The 21,450-nt window shown below is 59.4% G+C and carries 17 protein-coding genes; 7 read left to right on the top strand and 10 right to left on the bottom strand.

What is annotated here, in order from left to right; all coding sequences use genetic code 11:
- Nucleotides 1–73: 73 nt before the first annotated feature.
- Complete coding sequence (locus AC3IQ7_RS14030; RefSeq protein WP_489210182.1) at nt 74–1,846, bottom strand: ShlB/FhaC/HecB family hemolysin secretion/activation protein; 1,773 nt, start codon at nt 1,844–1,846, stop codon at nt 74–76.
- Nucleotides 1,847–3,010: 1,164 nt separating this feature from the next.
- Here AC3IQ7_RS14030 and AC3IQ7_RS14025 point away from each other — a divergent pair.
- From AC3IQ7_RS14025 to AC3IQ7_RS14005, 5 genes are read left to right on the top strand one after another with little or no spacing between them, the layout of a single operon-like run.
- Complete coding sequence (locus tag AC3IQ7_RS14025; protein WP_489210180.1) at nt 3,011–3,892, top strand: WYL domain-containing protein; 882 nt, start codon at nt 3,011–3,013, stop codon at nt 3,890–3,892.
- Complete coding sequence (locus AC3IQ7_RS14020; RefSeq protein WP_489210178.1) at nt 3,874–5,340, top strand: Wadjet anti-phage system protein JetA family protein; 1,467 nt, start codon at nt 3,874–3,876, stop codon at nt 5,338–5,340. Before AC3IQ7_RS14025 ends, AC3IQ7_RS14020 begins: the two co-directional genes overlap by 19 nt.
- Nucleotides 5,337–6,035: a DUF4194 domain-containing protein gene (locus AC3IQ7_RS14015; RefSeq protein ID WP_489210176.1), complete on the top strand. Its 699-nt coding sequence runs from the start codon at nt 5,337–5,339 to the stop codon at nt 6,033–6,035. Before AC3IQ7_RS14020 ends, AC3IQ7_RS14015 begins: the two co-directional genes overlap by 4 nt.
- Entirely contained in the window at nt 6,022–9,474 is a 3,453-nt protein-coding gene (locus AC3IQ7_RS14010; RefSeq protein ID WP_489210174.1) for an SbcC/MukB-like Walker B domain-containing protein, read from the top strand. The genes AC3IQ7_RS14015 and AC3IQ7_RS14010 overlap by 14 nt, the downstream gene beginning before the upstream one ends.
- Nucleotides 9,471–10,652, top strand: a complete 1,182-nt coding sequence (locus AC3IQ7_RS14005; RefSeq protein WP_489210172.1) for a Wadjet anti-phage system protein JetD domain-containing protein — start codon at nt 9,471–9,473, stop codon at nt 10,650–10,652. Before AC3IQ7_RS14010 ends, AC3IQ7_RS14005 begins: the two co-directional genes overlap by 4 nt.
- 210 nt (nt 10,653–10,862) lie before the next feature.
- Here the strand turns inward: AC3IQ7_RS14005 and guaA are convergent, their stop codons facing one another.
- The 4 genes from guaA to AC3IQ7_RS13985 all read right to left on the bottom strand — a co-directional run bounded on the left by guaA (nt 10,863) and on the right by AC3IQ7_RS13985 (nt 14,856).
- Nucleotides 10,863–12,473: a glutamine-hydrolyzing GMP synthase gene (guaA, locus tag AC3IQ7_RS14000; protein ID WP_489210170.1), complete on the bottom strand. Its 1,611-nt coding sequence runs from the start codon at nt 12,471–12,473 to the stop codon at nt 10,863–10,865.
- Between the two features lie 66 nt (nt 12,474–12,539).
- Nucleotides 12,540–14,000, bottom strand: coding sequence for an IMP dehydrogenase (guaB, locus tag AC3IQ7_RS13995; RefSeq protein WP_099377100.1), 1,461 nt, complete (start codon nt 13,998–14,000; stop codon nt 12,540–12,542).
- A 135-nt stretch (nt 14,001–14,135) separates the two neighbouring features.
- Entirely contained in the window at nt 14,136–14,432 is a 297-nt protein-coding gene (locus AC3IQ7_RS13990; protein WP_099379855.1) for an RnfH family protein, read from the bottom strand.
- Nucleotides 14,425–14,856 carry a type II toxin-antitoxin system RatA family toxin gene (locus AC3IQ7_RS13985; protein ID WP_035818194.1) on the bottom strand — a complete coding sequence of 144 codons (432 nt, stop codon included), beginning with the start codon at nt 14,854–14,856 and terminating at the stop codon, nt 14,425–14,427. Before AC3IQ7_RS13985 ends, AC3IQ7_RS13990 begins: the two co-directional genes overlap by 8 nt.
- A gap of 93 nt (nt 14,857–14,949) precedes the next feature.
- Between AC3IQ7_RS13985 and smpB the strand changes: the two genes are divergently transcribed.
- Nucleotides 14,950–15,399 carry an SsrA-binding protein SmpB gene (gene smpB, locus AC3IQ7_RS13980; RefSeq protein ID WP_034752217.1) on the top strand — a complete coding sequence of 150 codons (450 nt, stop codon included), beginning with the start codon at nt 14,950–14,952 and terminating at the stop codon, nt 15,397–15,399.
- 300 nt (nt 15,400–15,699) lie between these two features.
- Here smpB and AC3IQ7_RS13975 read toward each other — a convergent pair whose 3' ends face one another.
- Complete coding sequence (locus AC3IQ7_RS13975) at nt 15,700–16,008, bottom strand: H-NS histone family protein (protein ID WP_010397665.1); 309 nt, start codon at nt 16,006–16,008, stop codon at nt 15,700–15,702.
- 501 nt (nt 16,009–16,509) lie between these two features.
- Here AC3IQ7_RS13975 and AC3IQ7_RS13970 point away from each other — a divergent pair.
- On the top strand, nt 16,510–16,659 hold the full coding sequence (locus AC3IQ7_RS13970; protein ID WP_489210166.1) for a hypothetical protein: 150 nt from the start codon (nt 16,510–16,512) through the stop codon (nt 16,657–16,659).
- Here AC3IQ7_RS13970 and AC3IQ7_RS13965 read toward each other — a convergent pair.
- From AC3IQ7_RS13965 to ppsA, 4 genes are all read right to left on the bottom strand, one after another.
- Nucleotides 16,649–17,593: an SPFH domain-containing protein gene (locus AC3IQ7_RS13965; protein WP_035818190.1), complete on the bottom strand. Its 945-nt coding sequence runs from the start codon at nt 17,591–17,593 to the stop codon at nt 16,649–16,651. The two genes, AC3IQ7_RS13970 and AC3IQ7_RS13965, sit on opposite strands and share 11 nt — an antisense overlap.
- Before the next feature lie 15 nt (nt 17,594–17,608).
- A complete protein-coding gene (locus AC3IQ7_RS13960) occupies nt 17,609–18,025 on the bottom strand; it encodes an NfeD family protein (RefSeq protein ID WP_035818188.1) in 417 nt (138 codons plus the stop codon).
- Nucleotides 18,026–18,202: 177 nt separating this feature from the next.
- Entirely contained in the window at nt 18,203–18,700 is a 498-nt protein-coding gene (locus tag AC3IQ7_RS13955; RefSeq protein ID WP_034752224.1) for a Dps family protein, read from the bottom strand.
- A 167-nt stretch (nt 18,701–18,867) separates the two neighbouring features.
- Nucleotides 18,868–21,300 (bottom strand): phosphoenolpyruvate synthase, encoded by a 2,433-nt coding sequence (ppsA, locus tag AC3IQ7_RS13950; protein WP_071078407.1) that lies wholly within the window; start codon nt 21,298–21,300, stop codon nt 18,868–18,870.
- Nucleotides 21,301–21,450 lie beyond the last annotated feature (150 nt).

Below are 21,450 nucleotides of genomic sequence, written 5' to 3'. Positions count from 1 at the left end.
CTACTGACAATCAATTAATGCGAAAGGGAGAAGAGAACGGCTGGCGGATGGCGGCGTCTCACCTTGTTATTTTTTAATAGCTGGCGTTCAGGCTGAAGCCGGCCGTATGGCTGGCCGTGCGGAACAGCTCGGGCTTGCGCACGGGCCAGCCGACAAAGGCGTCGTACTGCACGCCCAGCCACTGGCCGCGCAAGCCGACGAAGCCGCCCGTCAGTCGGCGCGCGATCAGCCATTCGGCGGACGGTCCCGATACTTCGCCGTGGTCGAGCCCGGCATACGCTTCCTGGCCGCTGCTGCCCAGCGGCACGCCGAACTCGTTGCGCAGCAGCCAGCCGCGCTCGGCCGACAGACTGCTTTCGCCGTCGTAGCCGCGTACCGTGTAGCGCCCGCCGATGGCGAAACGGTCCTGCGGCACCAGCGGCGTGCGGTTGTGCTGCATGCGCCAGCTGCCCGAGTAGCGCAGCGGCTGGCCAGCCAGCGTGAACGGTGCCGACAGGGCCGCGTCGGCCAGGAGCAGCTTGAGGCGCGAGGTGCCTTCGCCAAACGCTTCCTCGGGCGCTGCCAGCGCATCCATCGCGCCCGTGCCGCGCCGGTATTGCAGATTCAGGTCCAGGGTGGCCTGCCCCAGGAATTCGCGGTGGCCAAGGCCCAATTCCCAGCCCGCCATGCGGCGGCGCTGCACTTCCACTTCCGTGTCGTCGATGAAGTTTTGCGCGGCGCGCTGCCAGCCCCGCAAGGACACCGTCGTCTTGCGCGAGGCGTCGCGGTACACCAGGCGCGACAACTTGACTTCCTTGTTCTGGCTGGCGCCGCTGTAGTTGTAGTCCTGGCTGATGCCGGCCACGGACTGGTGGTAGTGGCTGTCGCTTACAGTGAAGGCCAGCAGCCAGTAGGCGTAGGGAATCGAATAGTGGGCCACCATGCCGGCCGTGCCGCGCGGACCGTTGCGGTCGCCGTCGACGTTCTGGTTCAGGCTCAGGTAAAACAGGTCGTTCAGGGTCAGCCAGTGGTCGTACGACAGGGTCACGCTGCCCTGCAGCTTGCCGGTCGAGCGCGAACCGCCATCGTCGAGGCCCAGCGCCAGGCGGAATGGCAAGCCCTGCTTCCATTGAATCTGCAGGTCGCTCTCCCCCGGCTTGGCGTTGCCGCCCTCGGCCGGCATGATCTGGATATCGGCTTCGGCCGTCGGCACGCGCTTGAAGTTTTCCAGCGCCTGCTCCGTGTCGCGCACATTAAGCAGCTCGCCCGGGCGCGCCGGCACGGCATTCCACCAGGTACCTCGGGGATTGGTGCCGGGCGCAAAACCGATCTGGCGGATGCGGCCCGGTATCAAGGTCAACGCCAAGGTGCCACGGCTCAAGTCCTGCGGTTCGGCCAGCACGCGCGTGGTAACATAACCGCGCGCGATCACGCCGTTCTGCATGCGGCCCATCAGCACATTGATGGCTTGCGTGCCCAGGCAGCGCCCCAGCGGAGAATCCAGCGCGCCCAGGTCGTCGCGGTTGGTGGCGTTCAATGCCCACTGAAACTGCGCGGCATCCTCGCCGCGCAACACAAGATGGTCAATCGTAAAACACGGCGATTCGCCCGTCGGCAAGCGGTTGGCTGACACCGCGGCAGGCGCCTCGAGCAGGCGCACGTCGGGATTGCGTTCCTGCTGCTGGCGCAGGACGCGCTCGCGCTCTTGCTGGCGTATCAATTCTTGGCTGGCATCGTCGCGCTGGCTGCTGCCAGGCGTGGTGGGAAGGGGCGGCGCGATTTCGGGACGGGTCTGCGCGGACACGGCGGCACACAGGGTGCCGCTAAACAAAAATACACCGCACCATGGCGTCAAGCGCAGGTGCATATGTTGCCTTACGTAATTATTTTCTTAAGTAGATTATAAAATAATTATTTCCGCATGGCAATTTTATTTATTTCTTGAGAACTTTAGTTCTTTGGTAACTGTCTTTCATCTATCCAATTACCACTAGTAAACAGATGCGCGACCTTGTGCCAGCACAGCAGACAATGAAAGCCAACATCTATAGCATAAAAAAGCCCTGTAAAAACAGGGCTTTGGCTTACTCAGTCATTCCGGCATGTGAAGTTTCCTAGAGGAAACTCACTCCCACTCGATGGTCAATGAGGTTGCTAAGCCATTGATTTCTTGGAGTTTCCTAACTTACTCAGTTAGCGATATCCTCAAAAATACCCTCATCGCCAACATCCGTCATTGCGGGTTTGTTGCCGGAGGAGATGGGAAAAACTAGCCCACTCGCAGGCACCTGACATCAGATTCTTCTGCGTGATGACGCCTTCGTGGAGGCACATCAGCAATCGCAGCGTTCCGAGACGCCCAGAGATACGCCAAGGTCGCTGCGCCGCGCTGTCACGCTGTCATTAGAGCAGTTTCGGGCGCGCTATAGCGACAGAGACGAGGCGATGGCACGCGCTTATCTGTCGACCGCTTTTACCATGACCCATATCGCCGCCGTATTTCATGTCTCGAGCAGGACAGTCAGTCGAGCCGTATCGGCATTTAGTAAAGCGCAACCTGCTGCAGATCGAGACGACCAAGGCTGAGATCGTGTACGAATAGCGGACCTGACCCCGGGCGTTGACGTGACCTCGGGCGTTGACGTGTCGGAAAACATGATCTATCTGACCATGGGATCGTTGCTGCTGCATCGACTAAATTTCCGCTAAGTTATTAAACTGTCTCTCAATCACAGAATTCTCTTATCGTAGTTTTGGTGTACGTGTAGGAACGACCACTTTGGGTGGAAGCGACGTGAAGCCCTGTGCTCTGATCTGTGTGTCCAAGGCGGCATTCCTACTCCTTAAAATTGCAGGATTATCTGTTGCAGATTGAACCTATACGCGCGCCACTCGACCGTCATTGCGAGGCGGAGGCAGATGACCGCTTTTGGAGAAAATCGCTTCCAGACAGATATGCAGGCCTTGCGTCAAGCAGCGCGCCTTACCTGTATACATTTCAATATCATATATTTTAATATATGATATTGAAATGTATACCGTCAAAGCCGAACGCGATGAGTCTGGCCAATCTTCTCGAAAAAACCGCTATAAAGTCATGCGTCGCATGGCTCTATGGGAGGGACGCCTGAGCCGAGGTCGGCTAATGGACGTCCTCGGTCTGAGCGGCATACGGGTGAGCCAGCTCCTCAGGGAAATCCGCGAAGAAACTCCCGACTGGTTCGAATGGGACAGCAAAAGCAAGTCTTACTTTGTCACCCCAGCCGCCTACAAGAAGACCCAGGTTGAGCTCAAGGCTGGTACATCCGATCTGAGCCTAGCGGCCTACCTGGCAGAGGCGGACATTCATGCGGACCTCGCCCCGGGTGCCGGCCCGGTCGCCGTGGCCCCTTGGGGCTTCTCCCAGGTCAACCCCCATACCTTCTCCCGCATCCGCCTTGCTGTCGAACAGGGCACGCGACTGAAGCTGGAATACCGCTCCATGCGCACCCCCGAGCCGCACCTGCGGAACGTGGAGCCGCACAGCCTGGTCCAGGCCGGCCGGCGCTGGCATATGCGTGGCTACTGCCTGGAAACCGGTGACTTCCGCGATTTCGTGCTGGGGCGTATCGCAAAGCTCACCATGCTGGACCAGAAGGCCGAGTCCACGGTTGCAGGAGACGCCAAATGGAACGTCGTGGTGAAAGTGTGCATCCAGGCGCATCCCAAGCTGACGCCCAGCCAGCAGGACCTGGTTCGCAGCGAATATTTCGACGGGGCCGCTGCGCGCGTGCACAGCTGTCGCGGCGCCCTACTGCCCTACCTGGTCCAGGAGCTGCGACTGGCCCTGGACGTAACCAAGGAATTGCCGCCTGAGTACCAGCTGGCGGTGGAGAACGTCGAGGAGGTGCGCAAATGGCTGTTCCTAGCTTAACCCCGGCTTCCATGGCGCTCTTCCAGCGCATCCCGGAACGCCTGTTCGGTCCGCTGGCATCGCAGAACCGTCACGGGTACTGGGCGTTGCTGTGCCATCTGCACCGTCGGCGATTCGGTCCCGACGCGCCTCTGCCGCCCAGCTATGGATTCCTGCAGCGCGAGATCACCCAGGAGATCGAAGACCACCTAAAATATGCCAACGAATGGCAGCCGGAGTCCGGCGACCAACACGACACGCCACTAAACATCCGGGCCATTGGTATCTTCAACCGCTTGCTCGACGCGGGCTGGTTCCGCTTGGAGAAGTACGGTATCGAAAAAACCGTCAGCATGGCGCCGGCCGTGGGCCAGTTGCTGACGCAGCTGATCAACTTTGCAGAGACGGGCCCGGTCTTCGTTTCGGGCAAGATCCGCTCGATCGACGCCGCCGTGGCGCAAGTGCACAAGGGCGTTGCCAGCGGCGACCTGCTGCGCGAGGCGGCTGAACAATGTCGCAACCTGTTGGTCTACATCCGGAACACCGGCACCAACGTGCGCGACCTCATGGCGGCCATAGGCGCGCAGCCCACCACCGCCCGATATGTCCGGACCTTCTTCCAGGACTATATCCAGCAGGTTTTCATCGGCGACTACCAGGAACTGCACACACGGGAGCATCCGCTGTCGAAGCGCCAGCAGATCCTGGACGCCGTCGCAGACATAGACACAGAGCCTGACCACCGTAGTCGCTTGCTGGACTGGTACGTGAACCGCCTTTGCAGCGGAGACGATAAAAAAGGCCAGGCCGCGTTCCAGCGCGACCTGCATCGCCTTTACGAACTCGACCGAATCGAGGAGTACCTGGAGCGCCTGGACGAAGAGATCCGCAGCGCCAACAGGCGCGCGCTGGCCTTCCTGGAATATAAGCTGCGCGCAATCCGCCCCATCGACAACCTGCTTCGTCAAACCATGGACCGATTGATTGCCAATCCCGACCTCGAGGTTGCGCCTGTGTTCCCACCAGATGCCCTGATGGGTGGCGGCCGCCTGGCGCAACCACGCAAGGATGCGCCACGGCTGGCGCCCACGCCTTTGCGCCAGGTGATCATCTCCGACCGCACGCGCGCAATTGGGAACCTGGTGCGCCGTGCCCAGGAGCGCCGGTCCATCACACCCATGAAGCTGCGTGCCTATGCCGAGAAAGTGCTGCAAGACACAATCACCATCAGCAGTGACGTCCTGCCTTGCGGATCCATTGAGGACTTGCGTGCATTTCAGGCCCTGACCAGCGTGGCCATGGCCACCAACTCCCGGATCGTTAGGCTGGAAATGGAAGGCCGGGCGTCAGCCCCGGGCATAGAGCTGCGCTACACCAGCGACGAAGCCGCCGAACACCCGTATTTGAGCGGCAAGCCATTTTCACTGAGCTGGCGCAAACGCCGGACCAAAAACAGGGAGACCAAATGAGCAACCAACGGGATTGGGAGGATCTGGCCAGTCGGCTGGATGGCATCTATACCGTCGAAGACTTTGAGACCGCCGCCTACCGGCTGGTGGCCGAACAGGTGATCTACCACTCCGACCGCAGCAGCCGAGTGACTTATGCCATCCTGGACCTCTACGAGCGCGAGTTCGTCAAGGTCCTGGTCCCATTTGGGGTGTCCTTGTCGATCAACCGTCAGCTGCGTTATGTCACGGCCCTGCCGCGGCATGCAAAAGCCGGTACCGCGACCGTGGCTCAGACGCTGTTTGCCCTGGTGCTGCGCGGCCTGTATGACGAAGGCGTGCGCGCCGGCGGGCTCACCGAAGACGGCGAGGTCCTGTGCGACTACATCGAGCTGCAGGAAAAGTTCCATCTCATGACTGGGCGCGACCTGCCAACGCGCGGTGAGCTCGACACGTTGTTGCGCGCAGCCAAGCGTTGGGGCATCGCCAGACGCCTGGAAGACGATGACAGCGGCCATCTCACCTCCTTGCAGGAGCTGGCGGCTGGCGGCGTGGCCATCCGCCCGGCCATCGTCGACGTGCTGGGAGAGACTGCCTTGATACGGTTGGCGCAGTGGGGAGCAGCCAGGGATGAGGCGAATGCAGATGGTGCTGCTGGCGCCAGCGAGTCTATGGCGATCAAAGAAAACCAGGAGTTGAACGATGAAGCGGCTTGAGAGCGTCAAACTGGTGCAGTTCCTGCTATACGAGCAGCAGGAATTCCGTCTGGAAGAGATCACCGGTCTGTTCGGTCGCAACGGCAGCGGCAAGAGTTCGATGCTCGATGCCGTGCAGATCGCCATGATGGGCGCCAACAAAAACCTGATGCACTTCAATGCCCAGGCCGATGCCAAGTCGCACCAGAGCCGCACCTTGCGGTCCTACTGCCTTGGGCAGTACGGCGACACCATTGAACAGTGCGCGCGGCCGCAGGCCACCACCTACATCACGCTAGTCTGGCGCGACACGGAGACCAATGAGCCGGTTTCCATGGGCGTGTGCATAGAGGCCTCACTCGGCAATGAGGCGGAGAAGGTGCTGGGGCGCTATGTCATTCGCGGCGTGGAACTGTCCATGTCCGATCACCTGCAGACGGTGGACGGGGCAACCATGCCGCTGCCGTGGAGCAGCTTTCGGCACCGGTTGCTGGAGCGGTCCAAGGTCACCGGTGAGGACCCTCTATTCGATGACGGCGCAAGCTATGTCAAACAAGTGCTGTTCATGCTGCGCGGCAAGGCTGGCCCCGCGTCGTACGACGCATTTGCGCGGGCCTTCCGCTTCGCGCTGCGCATGAGCTTTTCCAAATCGGTGGACCAGATTGTTCGCCAGGATGTCCTGGAGGACCGGCCTACTAACATCGCCAAGTTCAAGCAGCTGGTGGACACCTTCAAGCGGATCAACCAGCTGGTCGAAAGCGTCGAGCAGAAGATCGCCCAGGGCTTGGAGGTGACCAAGAACTTTGACGCGGCGCTGATTGAGGCCCGGAAGTCCGTCACCTGGACCGGTCTGCAAGCGTCCGCTGCGTACGAACTGAGCAATGCCGCTCATGAAAAACTGACGGCTGAGAAGTTTGCGCAGGAAGAAGTGGTCGGGAAGTCCAACCAGGCCAGCGAGACCGCCGATGGAGTGCTGCAGACCTGGAGTAGCGAGGTGGCCCAGCTGACCGGCCTTCAATTCGCCCATGCCGACCATGCAGAGAATGCGGGCGCCCAGCGAGATCTGGCACTGGCCCAGGAAAAAACCACCCGCCGGGAAACCGACCTGAAGAGAGAGCTGGGCAACTTCCAGCAGCTGCTTCAAAACGCCAGCGCCAACGATCTGTTGGCCCAGTGGCAGCCGGCGCTTGCGCTGACCGCCCAGCAGCTTGGCCAGTTCTCACGGGAGCAGAACCAAGTTGACCAGGATGGGCTGGGACAGATCATCCTGGGCCTGGCGGAAACGTTGAAGACTGTGGCCACACACCTGGATGCAGAGCACGACGACGTCAAGGAGCAGATCCGGACCGCGACGGAGCGGCTCAAGACCATTGGATTGGGCATGGAGCGCGCCAACACCAACCGCACGCAGGTGAGTGACCCTACGGCTCGGCTGATGCATGAGTTCTCAGACCATGGACTGCACCCTACCCCCGTCTGTGACCTAGTGAAGGTGACAGATCCGCAGTGGCAACCGGCCATCGAAGCCTACCTGGGCAGGAATGTGGAGGCCATCCTGTTGCGGGACAAGGAAGAAGAGGACAAAGCCTTCGACATCTATCGGTCCTTGCAAGGCAAGCGGACCATCTATGGCGTCAAGATCGCTCGCTCGGACAGAGCACGCTCTGGACATGGCCAACCGGCCGCCGACACGGTGGCCAGCCTGATACAGGGCAGCAACCAGGTGGCGGTGGCCTACCTGCGTGGCAAGCTGGGTAACCTCAAGCGCGCCAATACCGCCCAGGAGGCGCTGCGGGGCGAACGGACGCTGACCCTGGACGGCATGCTGGTGGGGCCCGGAGATTTTGAACGGTTGAGACTGGTACCTGAAGCGGACCTGCAGATCGGCGCCGGTGCCAGGGGCCAGGTCGACGGACTCAGGGCTGAGTCCCGTGTCTTGACCAGAAAGGTTGTCGAGCTACGCGAGCGTGAAGGGTTCATCGACCGCATCCGTCAGGCCGTGCAGAGTTTGTCGTCGCCGGAGACCCGGCGCCTGCTGCTCGGATACGCGGTACAGCTGAGCGAGGCGCTCGCAGAGAAAGAGCTTGCCAACCAGCGTATCTCGGGCAGCACCGGTGCCGAATACCAGGCTATTTGCGCAAAGCTACTTGCGCTGCAGGAACGCAAGCCACAGGTTGAAATTAATGCCCGGAACGCCCGGGATGCCGTTGTTCGGGCTCAGACGATACTTGACAGCTTGACCACTGACTGCCAAGCCAAGCTGCTTGAGCTCAAAGGCAAGCGAACTTCCCACGAGGCTTGCCGCGGCCATGCCGACTATGTCCCTGGCTTTGCGTCGGATCGCTGGGACCAACTGCTGGAGCAATTCGGCGAGAATTACCAGGCCATGACGGACCACTGCGAATCCCAATCCAAGCGCTGCAATACAGCCATGGTGCGCAACCTGGGCCCGGCACAGACACTACTGGGGACCTTCCTGACCGACCACCGCGAAGCCGTCAGCGATGAGGTGACGTCCGACTGGCGCAAGGCCAAGGCCTGGATGGAGCAGCAAGTCGCAAGACTGCAGAACACGGAGCTGCCGCAGTACAAGGAGCAGGCCCAAGAAGCCTACCTTGCGTCGCAGAACACATTCCGACAGGACGTGGCGCTGGCCCTGCACGCCAATCTCAAATACCAGACCACCACGTTCAAGCGCTTGAACGATGCGCTCAAGGCCTCGCCCGCCTTCACCAATGGTGAAAGATACCAGTTCCAAGCCAAGGTCCGTCCTGACTTGCTGCCGCTGAAGAAATTCATTGAAAACATCGCCGACTTTGGCGCCGATGGCGGGCTGTTTGGAGATCCCGGGGCCATCCCTGCCCAGTTCGAAGAGCTGCTGCGGGAGAAGGCCACCACAGGCAATGCGGCGGTCAAGAGTCCGCTGGATGACTATCGGGAGTTCTTCGAGTTCGACATCGAGATCGAAACCGACGACCCGGTCACTGGTGCCACCAAGACCATCGGGCATCTGAGCAAACGCATTGGTCCCGGTTCCGGAGGTGAGCATCGGGCGCCGCTGTACGTGATTGCCGGCGCCGCACTGTCCTCGGCCTACCGCATGGATGAGAGCAACCAGGACGGCCTGCGGCTCATCCTCTTGGACGAAGCTTTCGACAAAATGGACACGCCTAACATCGTGGCCACCATGCGCTACCTCGAAAAGCTCGGACTGCAAGTGCTGCTGGCCAGCCCGGGAGAAAACCTGCCGACGCTGACAGCCTTCCTGCATCGCTATTTCGAAATCATGAAGGATGAAACCCGCCACGTGATCCAGGTGGAAGAGCGCCAAGTCAGCGAAGCCATGCGGGAGCAGTTCCGAGAGGACATGTGGGAGTACCACCCCGAGCTTCTAGAAGCGGAGCTACTGGCTGTCCGCCAGGAGCCTGTTGCTCGACCTGCAGCAGCCGCCACACCATGAGCGCAGACACCATCGCCAAAGATTTGCTGGCTAAGCTACTGGATGCGGGCAACAAACACGCCGCCGGCGCACGAGCGCGCGCACCCGCATTGACAGCCGCGCATTTGAAGCCCTACAGCGGACTGCGGAGCTGGCAGCACAAACAGGAATGCGATGAGACGTTTCTGGCCGCGCGCGACGCCGGGGCCGTCACTTTGCAGCGTGACAAGCTGAACCCTAAAGATGGACTGTTTGAGCGTATTGATCTGGTGGACGTGCAGGCGCTGGCCAGATTTTTGGGGCGAAGTACCTATGCCGACCAGCTGACTCAGTCCATTGAACAGCTGGAGTCATTGAAAGCGGAGTTCCCAGTGATCCTGGAGGTAATTGGACGCTGGACCGGGATGGCCAAGGTGCGCGGGCTGAGCCCGCAAGACGCAGGCGCCTGGATCGATGCAGCCAAGACCATCTGGGCCTGCGCAGCGCGCAGCCAGGACGCGATTGCCGCCCCGGTGCGTGAATTCAGCGCGGGACTGTTTCTAGACAGCAAGCGGATTGAGGCGCTCACAACCCAGCTCGACATCCTGCTGAGTGGCAGCGTTGAGGACAGCCCAAGGGCTGCGGCCCAGGTCTGGCAGGAACTGGGCTTGTTCCGGGAAGAGCATCCCGTGCTGTTGGCCGGCCACGTGCACATCGCGCGGGATCGCTCCACCGGTTTGATTGACGCGCCCTACATGGGCCTGCCAGCGGCAACCATTCAGGGGGTGGCCAGCGAGGTCCTTGAAGTCATCACCATCGAGAACAAGACCACGTTTCACAGTAAGGCTAAACGCCGGCAAGACGACAAGGTGCTTCTGATCTACACAGCGGGCATGCCTTCACCGGCCTGGCGGGCAATGTACAGGCGTCTGCTGGGGAGCCTGCCGCCGACCACGCCGATAAATCACTGGGGTGACGTTGATGAGGGGGGATTTCGGATCGCCTCCACGATCGCGGCCGTAGCCAGGACGGCGGGTTTTGCCCTGCAGCCTTACGGTATGTCGCCAGCGGATGTGCCCTTGAAAGTGCGGGTTAGGGCCTCAGCACGGACCGTGGATCGTATTTACCACTTCGCTTGTGCAGCAGGATGGCCTGAATTGGGACAGGCGATGCGTGAAGCCAAGTTCGTCGCCGAGCAGGAGGCGCTGGAACGGGAGTGATAAATGGCGCAACGAGGAAAGTCTTTCATACCGAAATGCTTGGCCTCGGTCAGACGGCGTTTTTCGCGCTGCGTCTCCATGGCTGGGGACTTGCCGCTGCCGATTGCTTGGGGTCGATAGCTAGCGCTAGCTATCGAGACGTAAATTATTAAAAATCAACAACTTACGTCACTTTTCGATAGTACTCGATAGACCCCGAACAACCTCAACTCACTCCCACTCGATGGTCGCCGGCGGCTTGCCCGAGATATCGTAGACGACACGGTTGATGCCGCGCACTTCATTGATGATGCGGTTGGAGACCTTGCCCAGCAAGCTGTGCGGCAGGTGCGCCCAGTGGGCCGTCATGAAGTCTTGCGTTTGCACGGCGCGCAGGGCCACCACGTACTCGTAGGTGCGGCCATCGCCCATCACGCCCACCGATTTGACGGGCAGGAAGACGGCAAACGCCTGGCTCGTCGCTTCGTACCAGTTGGTCGGCACGCTATCCTGGTCGAAGCCAGGAACCACGACCGGCTCATATGGCGTGTTGCGCAGTTCTTCGATGAAGATTGCGTCTGCGCGGCGCAGCAGGTCGGCGTAGTCTTTCTTGACCTCGCCAAGGATGCGCACGCCCAGGCCAGGACCCGGGAATGGGTGGCGGTAGACCATGTCATGCGGCAAGCCCAGGGCCACGCCGAGTTTACGCACTTCGTCTTTGAACAGTTCGCGCAGCGGCTCGAGCAATTTCAGCTTCATGGTGTCCGGCAAGCCGCCCACGTTGTGGTGGCTCTTGATGGTCTGGCCTTTTTTACCTTTGCCGGCCGATTCGATGACGTCCGGGTAGATCGTGCCTTGCGCCAGCCATTTGGCATTGACCAGCTTGCCCGATTCGACCTGGAAGACTTCGACGAATTCGCGGCCGATGATCTTGCGCTTTTGCTCGGGGTCGGTCACGCCGGCCAGGTGGCCCATGAACTGCTCTTCCGCATCGACGCGGATGACTTTCACGCCCAGGTTCTTGGCGAACATGTCCATCACCATCTTGCCTTCGTCCAGGCGCAGCAGGCCGTGGTCGACGAAGACGCAGGTCAGCTGGTCGCCGATGGCACGGTGGATCAGCGCTGCCGCGACGGACGAATCGACGCCGCCGGACAGGCCCAGGATGACATCATCGGTACCGACTTGCTCGCGGATTTTTTCCACCGCTTCGCTGATGTAATCAGGCATGTTCCAGTCCGACTTGCAGCCGCAGATTTCATGCACGAAACGGCCGAGCATGGCCTTGCCCTGCACCGTGTGCGTCACTTCCGGATGGAATTGCACGCCGTAGAACTGGCGCTCTTCGTCGGCCATGGCGGCGATCGGGCAGCTCGGGGTATTGCCCATCAGCTTGAAGCCTGGCGGCATTTCCAGGACCTTGTCGCCATGGCTCATCCACACTTTCAGCATGCCGTGGCCTTCGTCGGTGACGAAGTCGGCAATGCCGTTGAGCAACTTGGTGTGGCTGCGGGCGCGCACTTCGGCGTAGCCGAATTCACGCACCAGGCCGTTTTCCACCTTGCCGCCCAGCTGGGCCGCCATGGTTTGCATGCCGTAGCAGATGCCCAGCACGGGAACGCCCAGCTCGAACACGGCTTGCGGCGCGCGCGGCGAATCGCCGTCCAGGGTCGAATTGTGGCTGCCCGACAGGATCACGCCGGCGGCGCCATAGTTGCGCACGAATTCGTCGCTGACGTCATACGGGAAGACTTCGGAAAACACGCCGGAATCGCGCACGCGGCGGGCGATCAACTGGGTGACTTGGGAACCGAAATCGAGAATGAGGATTTTAGAATGCATGATGGGGACTTTATCTGAGGTCATTACAAAACCGGCGCACTAGGCGCCGGTCTGGTCTGTCGCTAATTACTCTGAACGGTAGTTTGGCGCTTCTTTCGTGATCTGCACATCATGGACGTGCGACTCGCGCATGCCGGCCGAGGTGATTTCCACGAATTCCGCTTTTTCGCGCAGTTCGTCGATGGTGGCGCAACCGCAGTAACCCATCGATTGACGCACGCCGCCCACCAGCTGGAAGATGATCGCCAGCACGCTGCCCTTGTAGGCAACGCGGCCTTCGATACCTTCAGGCACGAACTTGTCGGCCTTCATGGTGGCGTCCTGGAAATAACGGTCAGCCGAACCATCGGACATCGCGCCCAGCGAACCCATGCCACGGTACGACTTGTAGCTGCGGCCCTGGTACAGGATCACTTCGCCCGGTGCTTCTTCCGTACCGGCAAACATGGAGCCCATCATGACGGTCGAGGCGCCAGCGGCCAGCGCTTTCGAGATATCGCCCGAGAAGCGGATACCGCCATCGGCGATACATGGCACGCCCGTGCCTTCCAGTGCTTCGGCAACATTCGAGATAGCCGTGATTTGCGGCACGCCCACACCGGCGACGATACGCGTGGTGCAGATCGAGCCAGGACCGATGCCGACCTTGACGGCATCGGCGCCGTATTCCACCAGCGCCTTGGCGGCGGCGGCGGTCGCGATGTTGCCGCCAATCACTTCCACTTGCGGGTACTTGGTCTTGATCCAGCGTACGCGGTCAAGGATGCCTTGCGAGTGGCCGTGGGCCGTGTCGACCACCAGCACGTCGACACCGGCGGCGACCAGCAGGTCGATGCGCTCTTCATCCTTGGCGCCGACGCCGACGGCAGCGCCGACCAGCAGCTTGCCCTGGCTGTCTTTCGACGCGAACGGGTGGGAAGTCGACTTCTGGATATCCTTGACGGTGATCAGGCCGCGCAGTTCAAACGCGTCGTTGACGACCAGCACGCGCTCGAGGCGGTGCTTGTTCATCAGGCGCTTGGCTTCGGCCGTATCGGCGTCTTCGTTGACGACCACGAGTTTTTCGCGCGGGGTCATCTTGGCGGAAGCTTCCGCGTCGAGTTCCTTTTCAAAGCGCAAATCGCGGTTGGTGATGATGCCGACGACTTCCTTGCCTTTGACGACAGGGAAACCGCTGATGCCATATTGCTCCGTCAGGGCGATCACGTCGCGGATTTTCATTTCCGGCGGAATCGTGATCGGATCACGCAACACGCCAGCTTCGAAACGCTTTACGCGGGCCACTTCACGTGCCTGGTCCTTCGGATTCAAATTCTTGTGGATGATGCCGATGCCGCCTTCCTGGGCCATCGCGATGGCCAGACGGGCTTCCGTCACCGTATCCATGGCTGCGGACAGCAAGGGAATATTCAGGGTGATATTGCGGGTCAGGCGAGTTTTGAGGGACGTATCGGCGGGCAGAACGTTGGAGTAGGCTGGGACGAGCAGCACGTCATCGAATGTGAGTGCTTTTTGAAGTAGACGCATAGCATTTCCTATTGGCGCAAAAGCAGATTATACAGAAAAAAGCGCCCTCCGTCCTTGCAGCATAGAAAAGATATTTGAAAATAGCAAAAAATGGCGCTCGCCAGGCAACGGCCGCGCGGCGGCCGCCCTACCCGCTCAGCCCTTGGCAGGCTTGCCGCCAGCCCTGCGCCGGCGCGCTTCTTTTGGGTCCGCCTGCAAAGGCCGGTACACTTCCACCCGGTCATGCTCGCGCAGGATGGTATCGAGCGGCTTCTTCTTGCCATAGATGCCAACCATGTTCACGGCCAGGTCGATGCCCGGAATGTCCTGCAGCAAGCCGCTCAGCGCCAGCGCCTGCTCGATGGTGGTACCTGCAGGCACCTTCAGTGAGCGCAGAAAACTGCTATCGGGTAAGGCGTGGCAGACTTGCACCTCGATGTTGGCCTCAGCCATACACAGTCTCCGCGCGCTTGCAGAAGGAATCGACCATGCTGTTGGCGATCATGCCGAAGACGGGGCCGATGATCTGCTCGAGCACGCGGCTGGAAAACTCGTAGTGCAGGTCCAGTTCGATCTTGCACGCATCTTCGCGCAGGGCCTTGAAGGTCCACACGCCGTCGAGGGTCTTGAAAGGACCGTCCACCAGCTTCATTTTGATGGAAGTCGGCGGCACGTTCTCGTTGGACGTGGTGAAGCTTTGGCGCACGCCGTGGTAATGTATGCCCACGCTGGCGACGACCGTGTTCTCGCCCCGCTCGCGAATCTCGACCGCACCGCACCAGGGCAGGAATTTGGGATAATCCTCCACCGCCGCCACCAGCGCGAACATTTGTTCGGCGCTATAGCCGAGAAAAACTGATTTATGTACTACTGCCATTGAAGAACCATTTGCTATGATGTTGGATACATTTGATTTTATCGCGCTTGCGCGAGACAGTAGTTTAACCGACCCGCGCACATTTACCATCTCATGACCATAGCAGACAACAGAAAAGCCTTCCACGACTACTTTATCGAGGATCGCTACGAAGCCGGCATCGTGCTGGAAGGCTGGGAAGTCAAAGCCATCCGCGACGCCCGCGTACAAATCAAGGAAGCCTACGTCGTCGTCCGCGGCGATGAGCTCTTCCTGTTCGGCGCGCATATCAGCGCCCTGCCGACCGCCTCCACCCACATCCACCCGGAAGCCGTACGCACGCGCAAGCTGCTGCTGCACCGCACGGAAATGGATAAACTGATCGGCAAGGTGGAACGCTCCGGCTATACCCTGGTGCCGCTCAACCTGCACTACAAGGGCGGCCGCGTGAAATGCGAAATCGGCCTGGCCAAGGGCAAGAAACAGCACGACAAGCGGGCAGCGGAACGCGACCGCGATGGCGCGCGCGAAGTGCAGGCGGCAATGAAGTCGCACCGCCGCTGATCCGGCATCACGCGCAGCATGCTGCGCCAATACCATCAAGCCCGGCTATATGCCGGGTTTTATTTTGCATGCACCTGCGGCAAACGGAAAACGCACTGCGCAATAGGATAAAAACAGAAAAAGGAAGAGATACCGGAGAAACAAGAAGGGTATTAGCGAAAATACCGTGAAGATAAGCGATGTAAATCAGCTTTGCCTGCCTGGCCAAAGACGATTAATCAGGAAAGTTCCGGATGCTTGCATGCTGCCTTGTACTACACCTGTACTACTCCACAGGACAAGCATCCGAATGAACGGTTTTTAAACCTTCAGCAGATCACGCGACTTGCCCGAATCGGTCCACTCTTTGACCCATTTCGGTTGACGGCCACGGCCAGTCCATTGCTGCGTAGCATCGTCCGGATTGCGATAGCGTACTGCGACCGTACCGGTTTTAGCGCGGATACCCGTGCCAACCAGATCTTTTACGGAAACGCCAACGCTCTGGGCGATTGCCAGGATTTGCTCGCGCGCTTTGGACAGATCGTCTTGTTCGCGTTTCTTCATTTGCTTCTTGATGTCGTCCTGCAAGGTGCGCAGTTCGGACAGGGATAAGCTGGACAGATCCATGATATTTCCTTGTGTGAGTTGAAAAATATAACTAAACAGTTAAATTCTATCCAATTGTAACGCGACTGAGGTGATTTTTCTTGAGATTTGATTGTTTTTTACAATTCTTTTACCAAAAACCCGACTTCCCCGACCTTCAGATGATGTAAGTCTTCATTCCAGGGAGCGGACATCGCGCTGGTCCGACTGTCTGCGCCGACTTCCCTGCCTTGTGCGATTGCGAGTCAATACCACCATCGGCAGTATTTATTTTGCAGCACTTTTTGTTTCATTGCAATTTATAGTAATTATAAATTGCAATTCAAAATACACACGGGAGCAATACTATCGCCAATTATGCATCGGCTACCAAACACTACCCATGCATCCGTCGCGGATATCGCACGATCATCGCCATGCATGAGCAGCAGATTCTGTTTCAAACAAAAAGATAAGCATCGCACGACAGCATATAATCCCGAAAGTGCGCACAGCATAGCATAAAGAGAATATTTTTCAACGATGCTGATTCAAAGCGAAGATACTCGAACCCTGCTGCCAGCATATATTCCAGCAGCACAAATGAAAACTGCCCGCGATACGGCGGGCAGTTTTGACGAAAAACTTGCTACGGATTTGCTATTCACCCACCCAGCGGAAATCAGGGAATAGCCACGCCACCTTTCGGCTTCTGCGTTTTTACCACCTGCATCGCCGTGGCGATCAAACCGCTCATATCGCCCAGATTGGCCGGCACGATAATCGAGTTATTTGTTTTCGCCAATTGCGCGAACGCGCCCACATACTGCTCTGCCACTTTCAGGTTGACGGCATCTTCCCCGCCCGGCTCACGTATGGCCGCGCCCACCTGGCGCAGCGCTTCGGCGCTGGCCTGCGCCAGCGCGACGATGGCCGTAGCCTGGCCTTCGGCACGGTTGATCGACGCCTGCTTCTCGCCTTCAGAGCGGGCAATGGCCGCTTCGCGCTCACCGCTGGCGATATTGATCTGCTCCTGCTTGCGCCCTTCCGAAGCGGCAATCAAGGCGCGCTTTTCGCGTTCGGCCGTAATCTGCGCCTGCATCGCATGCAGGATTTCCTTGGGTGGCGTCAAATCCTTGATTTCATAGCGCAATACCTTGACGCCCCAATTCGCCGCCGATTCATCGATGGCATTCACGATGGCCGTATTGATATGGTCGCGTTCTTCAAATGTCTTGTCGAGTTCCATTTTACCGATCACCGAACGCAAGGTCGTTTGCGCCAGTTGCGTAATGGCGGCAATATAATTCGACGAGCCATATGAAGCACGCATGGCATCGGTAATCTGGAAATACAGAATGCCATCGACCTGCAATTGCGTATTGTCGCGCGTAATGCACACCTGCGGCGGCACGTCGAGCGGAATTTCCTTGAGCACGTGCTTGTAAGCGATGCGGTCAACAAAAGGCACGACGATATTCAGGCCAGGGCCCAATACCGCATGGAACTTGCCCAGGCGTTCCACCACCCAGGCATGCTGCTGCGGCACCACATTGACCGTCTTGAAGACAAATACCAATGCCAGCAATAACAAGATCAGCGACACGCTTCCAGTGCTTACTTCCATAATCTACTCTCCAGGTTATTCAACAATCAAACGGCTGCCACGCACGGCACGTATGGTGTAATGACCGGCCTGCGTATCGCTGCCGGGAATCAGTTCCACATCCCACAAGGCGCCGCGGTACATGACGCGCGCCGCGCCATCGACCCAATGCGCGACCGCCACGCTTTGGCCGATATCGAGATTCACATTCGGATCCTGCGCAGCGTCGCGCCGTGCCGCCTTGCCAAAACGGCTGCGCCGCAATAACAGGGTGGCCGCCACGCCGACAATGGCCGCCGTCAGGGCTTGCCAGCCGCCATTGCCGCCCGCCAGCGCCACCAGTCCTCCGGCACTGATGCCGATGGCGATCATCAGCAAATAAAACGTGCCCGTAAACAGTTCCAGGATCAATACCGCGCCTGCCGCCACAAACCAGCCTACCCATTCAGCCATGATGCCTCCATCTTTGCGAATCCGAAAATAAAAAACCCCGCAGCCTATATAAGCGACGGGGTTTAATGCGTATGACTGCCTGATATTATTCTTGCCAAACACCTATATACAAGCAGTCTAACGCAATTCCTGATGGCGTCAATAGGCAGGGGCGAATTAGCGCCGCAGGCCCGGCAATTACTCTTCCAGCAGGCTGCGCAACATCCATGCCGTCTTTTCATGCAAATCGAGGCGCTGCGTGATCAGGTCGGCCGTCGGCTGGTCATTGGCCTTTTCCAGCAAAGGGAACAGGCGGCGCGCCGTGCGCGCGGTCGCTTCCTGGGCCGATACCAGGTGGCTGACCATGTCCAGCGCCGGCGGCACGCCGTCAATTTCCTTGATCGAGGCCAGCTTGACGAACTCCTTGTAGGTGCCGGGCGCAGGATAGCCAAGGGCGCGAATGCGCTCGGCGATCAGGTCCAGTGCAGCCCACTGCTCCGTGTATTGCGTCATGAACATCAGATGCAGGGTGTTGAACATCGGCCCCTTGACGTTCCAGTGAAAATTATGGGTCATCAGGTACAAGGTGTAGCTGTCGGCCAGCAGGCCGGACAGGCCTTCCGCGATCTTCGCGCGGTCCGCCTCGGAAATGCCGATGTCGATCTTTGCCACTTTGCTCGGTTTCTTGCTTGCCATGAGAACTCCCGTTTCAATGTATTGGTGGAATCATTTTAGCTGATCTGGCGCAAGCCCATCGAATACTGCCGTGCGCCGCATGGTTATCGCCTGTCCCTGCGTGACGGGCATAAAAAAACCCGCTGCCGGGTGAGCGGCAGCGGGTTTTCAGAAGGCAATATAGATGCTTACGCTTTCAGCGCAGCCAGCTTTTGCCAGGTGTCGATCACCGAGTCGGGATTCAGGGACATCGATTCGATGCCCTGCTCCATCAGCCAGACGGCGAAGTCCGGATGGTCGGAAGGACCCTGGCCGCAAATGCCGATGTACTTGCCGCGTGCCAGGCAAGCCTTGATGGCCAGCGACAGCAGGGCTTTCACGGCAGGATCGCGCTCGTCGAAGTCGGCGGCCAGCAATTCCATGCCGGAATCGCGGTCCAGGCCCAGGGTCAGCTGGGTCAGGTCGTTCGAACCGATCGAGAAACCGTCGAAATGGTCGAGGAACTGGTCGGCCAGGATGGCGTTCGACGGCACTTCGCACATCATGATGACGCGCAGGTCGTTCTCGCCGCGCTTCAAGCCGTTTTTCGCCAGCAAGTCGATGACTTTCTCGGCCTGGCCCAGGGTGCGCACGAATGGCACCATGATTTCCACGTTCGTCAGGCCCATGTCATTGCGCACGCGCTTCATCGCTTCGCATTCCATGTTGAACGCTTCGGAGAAGTCGGCCGACAGGTAGCGCGCCGCACCGCGGAAGCCCAGCATCGGGTTTTCCTCGTCCGGCTCGTAGCGCGAACCGCCGATCAGCTTCTTGTACTCGTTCGACTTGAAGTCGGACAGGCGCACGATGACTTTTTTCGGCCAGAACGCGGCAGCGATGGTGGCGATGCCTTCGGCCAGCTTGTCGATGTAAAACGCTTTTGGCGAAGCATGGCCACGCGCCACCGATTCCACGGCCTTTTTCAGGTCGGCGTCGATGTTCGGGTATTCGAGGATCGCGCGCGGGTGCACACCAATATTGTTATTGATGATGAATTCCAGGCGCGCCAGGCCCACGCCGGCATTCGGCACGGACTGGAAGTCGAACGCCAGCTGCGGATTGCCCACGTTGAGCATGATCTTGGTGTCGAGCTTCGGCAATTCGCCGCGCGACACTTCAGACACTTCCGTTTCCAGCAAGCCATCGTATATCTTGCCTTCGTCGCCTTCGGAGCACACCACGGTGACAAAGGTGCCGTCCTTCAGCACGTCGGTGGCATTGCCGCAGCCGACGACGGCCGGCACACCGAGTTCACGCGCAATAATCGCAGCGTGGCAAGTACGGCCGCCACGGTTGGTGACGATGGCCGAAGCGCGCTTCATGACCGGCTCCCAGTTCGGGTCCGTCATGTCGGCAACGAGCACGTCGCCTGGCTGCACGCGCTCCATGTCCGCCGGGTCGTGAATCACGCGGACGGGGCCGGCGCCGATCTTCTGGCCGATGGCGCGGCCGGACGTCAGCACGGTGCCCGTGCTTTTCAGCTTGAAGCGTTCCTGCACGTCGGTCGCCTTTTGCTGCGACTTGACGGTTTCAGGACGCGCTTGCAGGATGTACAGTTTGCCGTCGCGGCCATCCTTGCCCCACTCGATGTCCATCGGACGGCCGTAGTGGTTCTCGATGATGACGGCGTACTTGGCCAGTTCCACCACTTCGCTGTCGTTCAGCGAGTAGCGGTTGCGCATTTCGACGGGCACGTCGACGGTTTTCACGGAACGGCCAGCTTTCGCTTCGTTCGTAAATTCCATCTTCAGCAGCTTCGAGCCGATATTGCGGCGGATCACAGGCGACTTGCCTTTTTCCAGCATCGGCTTGTGCACATAGAATTCGTCTGGGTTGACGGCGCCCTGCACCACGGTTTCGCCCAGGCCATAGCTGGAGGTGACGAAGACCACGTCCTTGAAGCCCGATTCGGTGTCGATGGTAAACATCACGCCGGCCGCGCCCAGGTCGGAACGCACCATGCGCTGCACGCCGGCCGACAGGGCCACTTCCGCGTGCGTAAAGCCTTTATGTACGCGATACGAGATGGCGCGGTCGTTGTACAGCGAGGCGAACACCTGTTTCATGGCGTCGAGCACGTTGTCGATGCCGACCACGTTCAGGAAGGTTTCTTGCTGACCAGCAAAAGAAGCGTCCGGCAAGTCTTCCGCCGTGGCCGAGGAACGCACGGCAAACGACATTTCGGTATCGGAATCGGCTACCAGCTTGGCGTAGAACTGGTCGATTTCAGCGGCCAGGCGAGGCTGGAATGGCGTTTCCACGATCCATTGACGGATCTCCGCACCGGCTTGCGCCAGCGAGCGCACGTCATCGATGTTCAGCCCTTCGAGGCGCTGGGCGATGCGTTCGGCCAGCGGCAAGCCGCCGTTGGCGCTATACGACAGGAAATCGCGGAATGCCTGCGCCGTGGTGGCAAAGCCACCGGGCACGCGCACGCCGGCTTCCGCCAGTTGGCTGATCATTTCGCCCAGGGAGGCGTTCTTGCCGCCGACGGATTCGACATCCGTCATGCGCAAATGCTCGAACGAGGCAACATACACCGCGTCCTTGTCTTCCTGCTGTTGCGATACTGCGTTGGTCATAATGACACCCTTACTGATGATAGAAATCTTTACGCGCGGCGCACAGACAGTCTTCTTGTTATTCTTGGCGTCGTGCAGCACAATCATACCGTTGCAGCCATTTTACCTTGTGCGGCGCAAATTGACGACGCACAATCTTGATCCGAAAAC

The sequence above is a fragment of the Janthinobacterium sp. GL_088 genome (assembly GCF_057837845.1).
Note: the sequence above shows the minus strand (reverse complement) of the source record. Positions and strands in the feature narration are given on the sequence as shown.

Excerpts from the sequence above, each read along its gene's own strand:
- AC3IQ7_RS14020 (WP_489210178.1), top strand. The coding sequence starts at position 3,874 with ATGGCTGTTCCTAGCTTAACCCCGGCTTCCATGGCGCTCTTCCAGCGC.
- AC3IQ7_RS13970 (WP_489210166.1), top strand. The coding sequence starts at position 16,510 with ATGCTGATTCAAAGCGAAGATACTCGAACCCTGCTGCCAGCATATATT.
- AC3IQ7_RS13955 (WP_034752224.1), bottom strand. The coding sequence starts at position 18,700 with ATGGCAAGCAAGAAACCGAGCAAAGTGGCAAAGATCGACATCGGCATT.
- AC3IQ7_RS14030 (WP_489210182.1), bottom strand. The coding sequence starts at position 1,846 with ATGCACCTGCGCTTGACGCCATGGTGCGGTGTATTTTTGTTTAGCGGC.
- AC3IQ7_RS14010 (WP_489210174.1), top strand. The coding sequence starts at position 6,022 with ATGAAGCGGCTTGAGAGCGTCAAACTGGTGCAGTTCCTGCTATACGAG.
- AC3IQ7_RS13965 (WP_035818190.1), bottom strand. The coding sequence starts at position 17,593 with ATGGAAGTAAGCACTGGAAGCGTGTCGCTGATCTTGTTATTGCTGGCA.
- guaB (WP_099377100.1), bottom strand. The coding sequence starts at position 14,000 with ATGCGTCTACTTCAAAAAGCACTCACATTCGATGACGTGCTGCTCGTC.
- AC3IQ7_RS13960 (WP_035818188.1), bottom strand. The coding sequence starts at position 18,025 with ATGGCTGAATGGGTAGGCTGGTTTGTGGCGGCAGGCGCGGTATTGATC.
- AC3IQ7_RS14005 (WP_489210172.1), top strand. The coding sequence starts at position 9,471 with ATGAGCGCAGACACCATCGCCAAAGATTTGCTGGCTAAGCTACTGGAT.
- AC3IQ7_RS14025 (WP_489210180.1), top strand. The coding sequence starts at position 3,011 with ATGTATACCGTCAAAGCCGAACGCGATGAGTCTGGCCAATCTTCTCGA.
- AC3IQ7_RS13985 (WP_035818194.1), bottom strand. The coding sequence starts at position 14,856 with ATGGCAGTAGTACATAAATCAGTTTTTCTCGGCTATAGCGCCGAACAA.
- guaA (WP_489210170.1), bottom strand. The coding sequence starts at position 12,473 with ATGCATTCTAAAATCCTCATTCTCGATTTCGGTTCCCAAGTCACCCAG.
- smpB (WP_034752217.1), top strand. The coding sequence starts at position 14,950 with ATGACCATAGCAGACAACAGAAAAGCCTTCCACGACTACTTTATCGAG.
- ppsA (WP_071078407.1), bottom strand. The coding sequence starts at position 21,300 with ATGACCAACGCAGTATCGCAACAGCAGGAAGACAAGGACGCGGTGTAT.
- AC3IQ7_RS13990 (WP_099379855.1), bottom strand. The coding sequence starts at position 14,432 with ATGGCTGAGGCCAACATCGAGGTGCAAGTCTGCCACGCCTTACCCGAT.
- AC3IQ7_RS14015 (WP_489210176.1), top strand. The coding sequence starts at position 5,337 with ATGAGCAACCAACGGGATTGGGAGGATCTGGCCAGTCGGCTGGATGGC.
- AC3IQ7_RS13975 (WP_010397665.1), bottom strand. The coding sequence starts at position 16,008 with ATGGATCTGTCCAGCTTATCCCTGTCCGAACTGCGCACCTTGCAGGAC.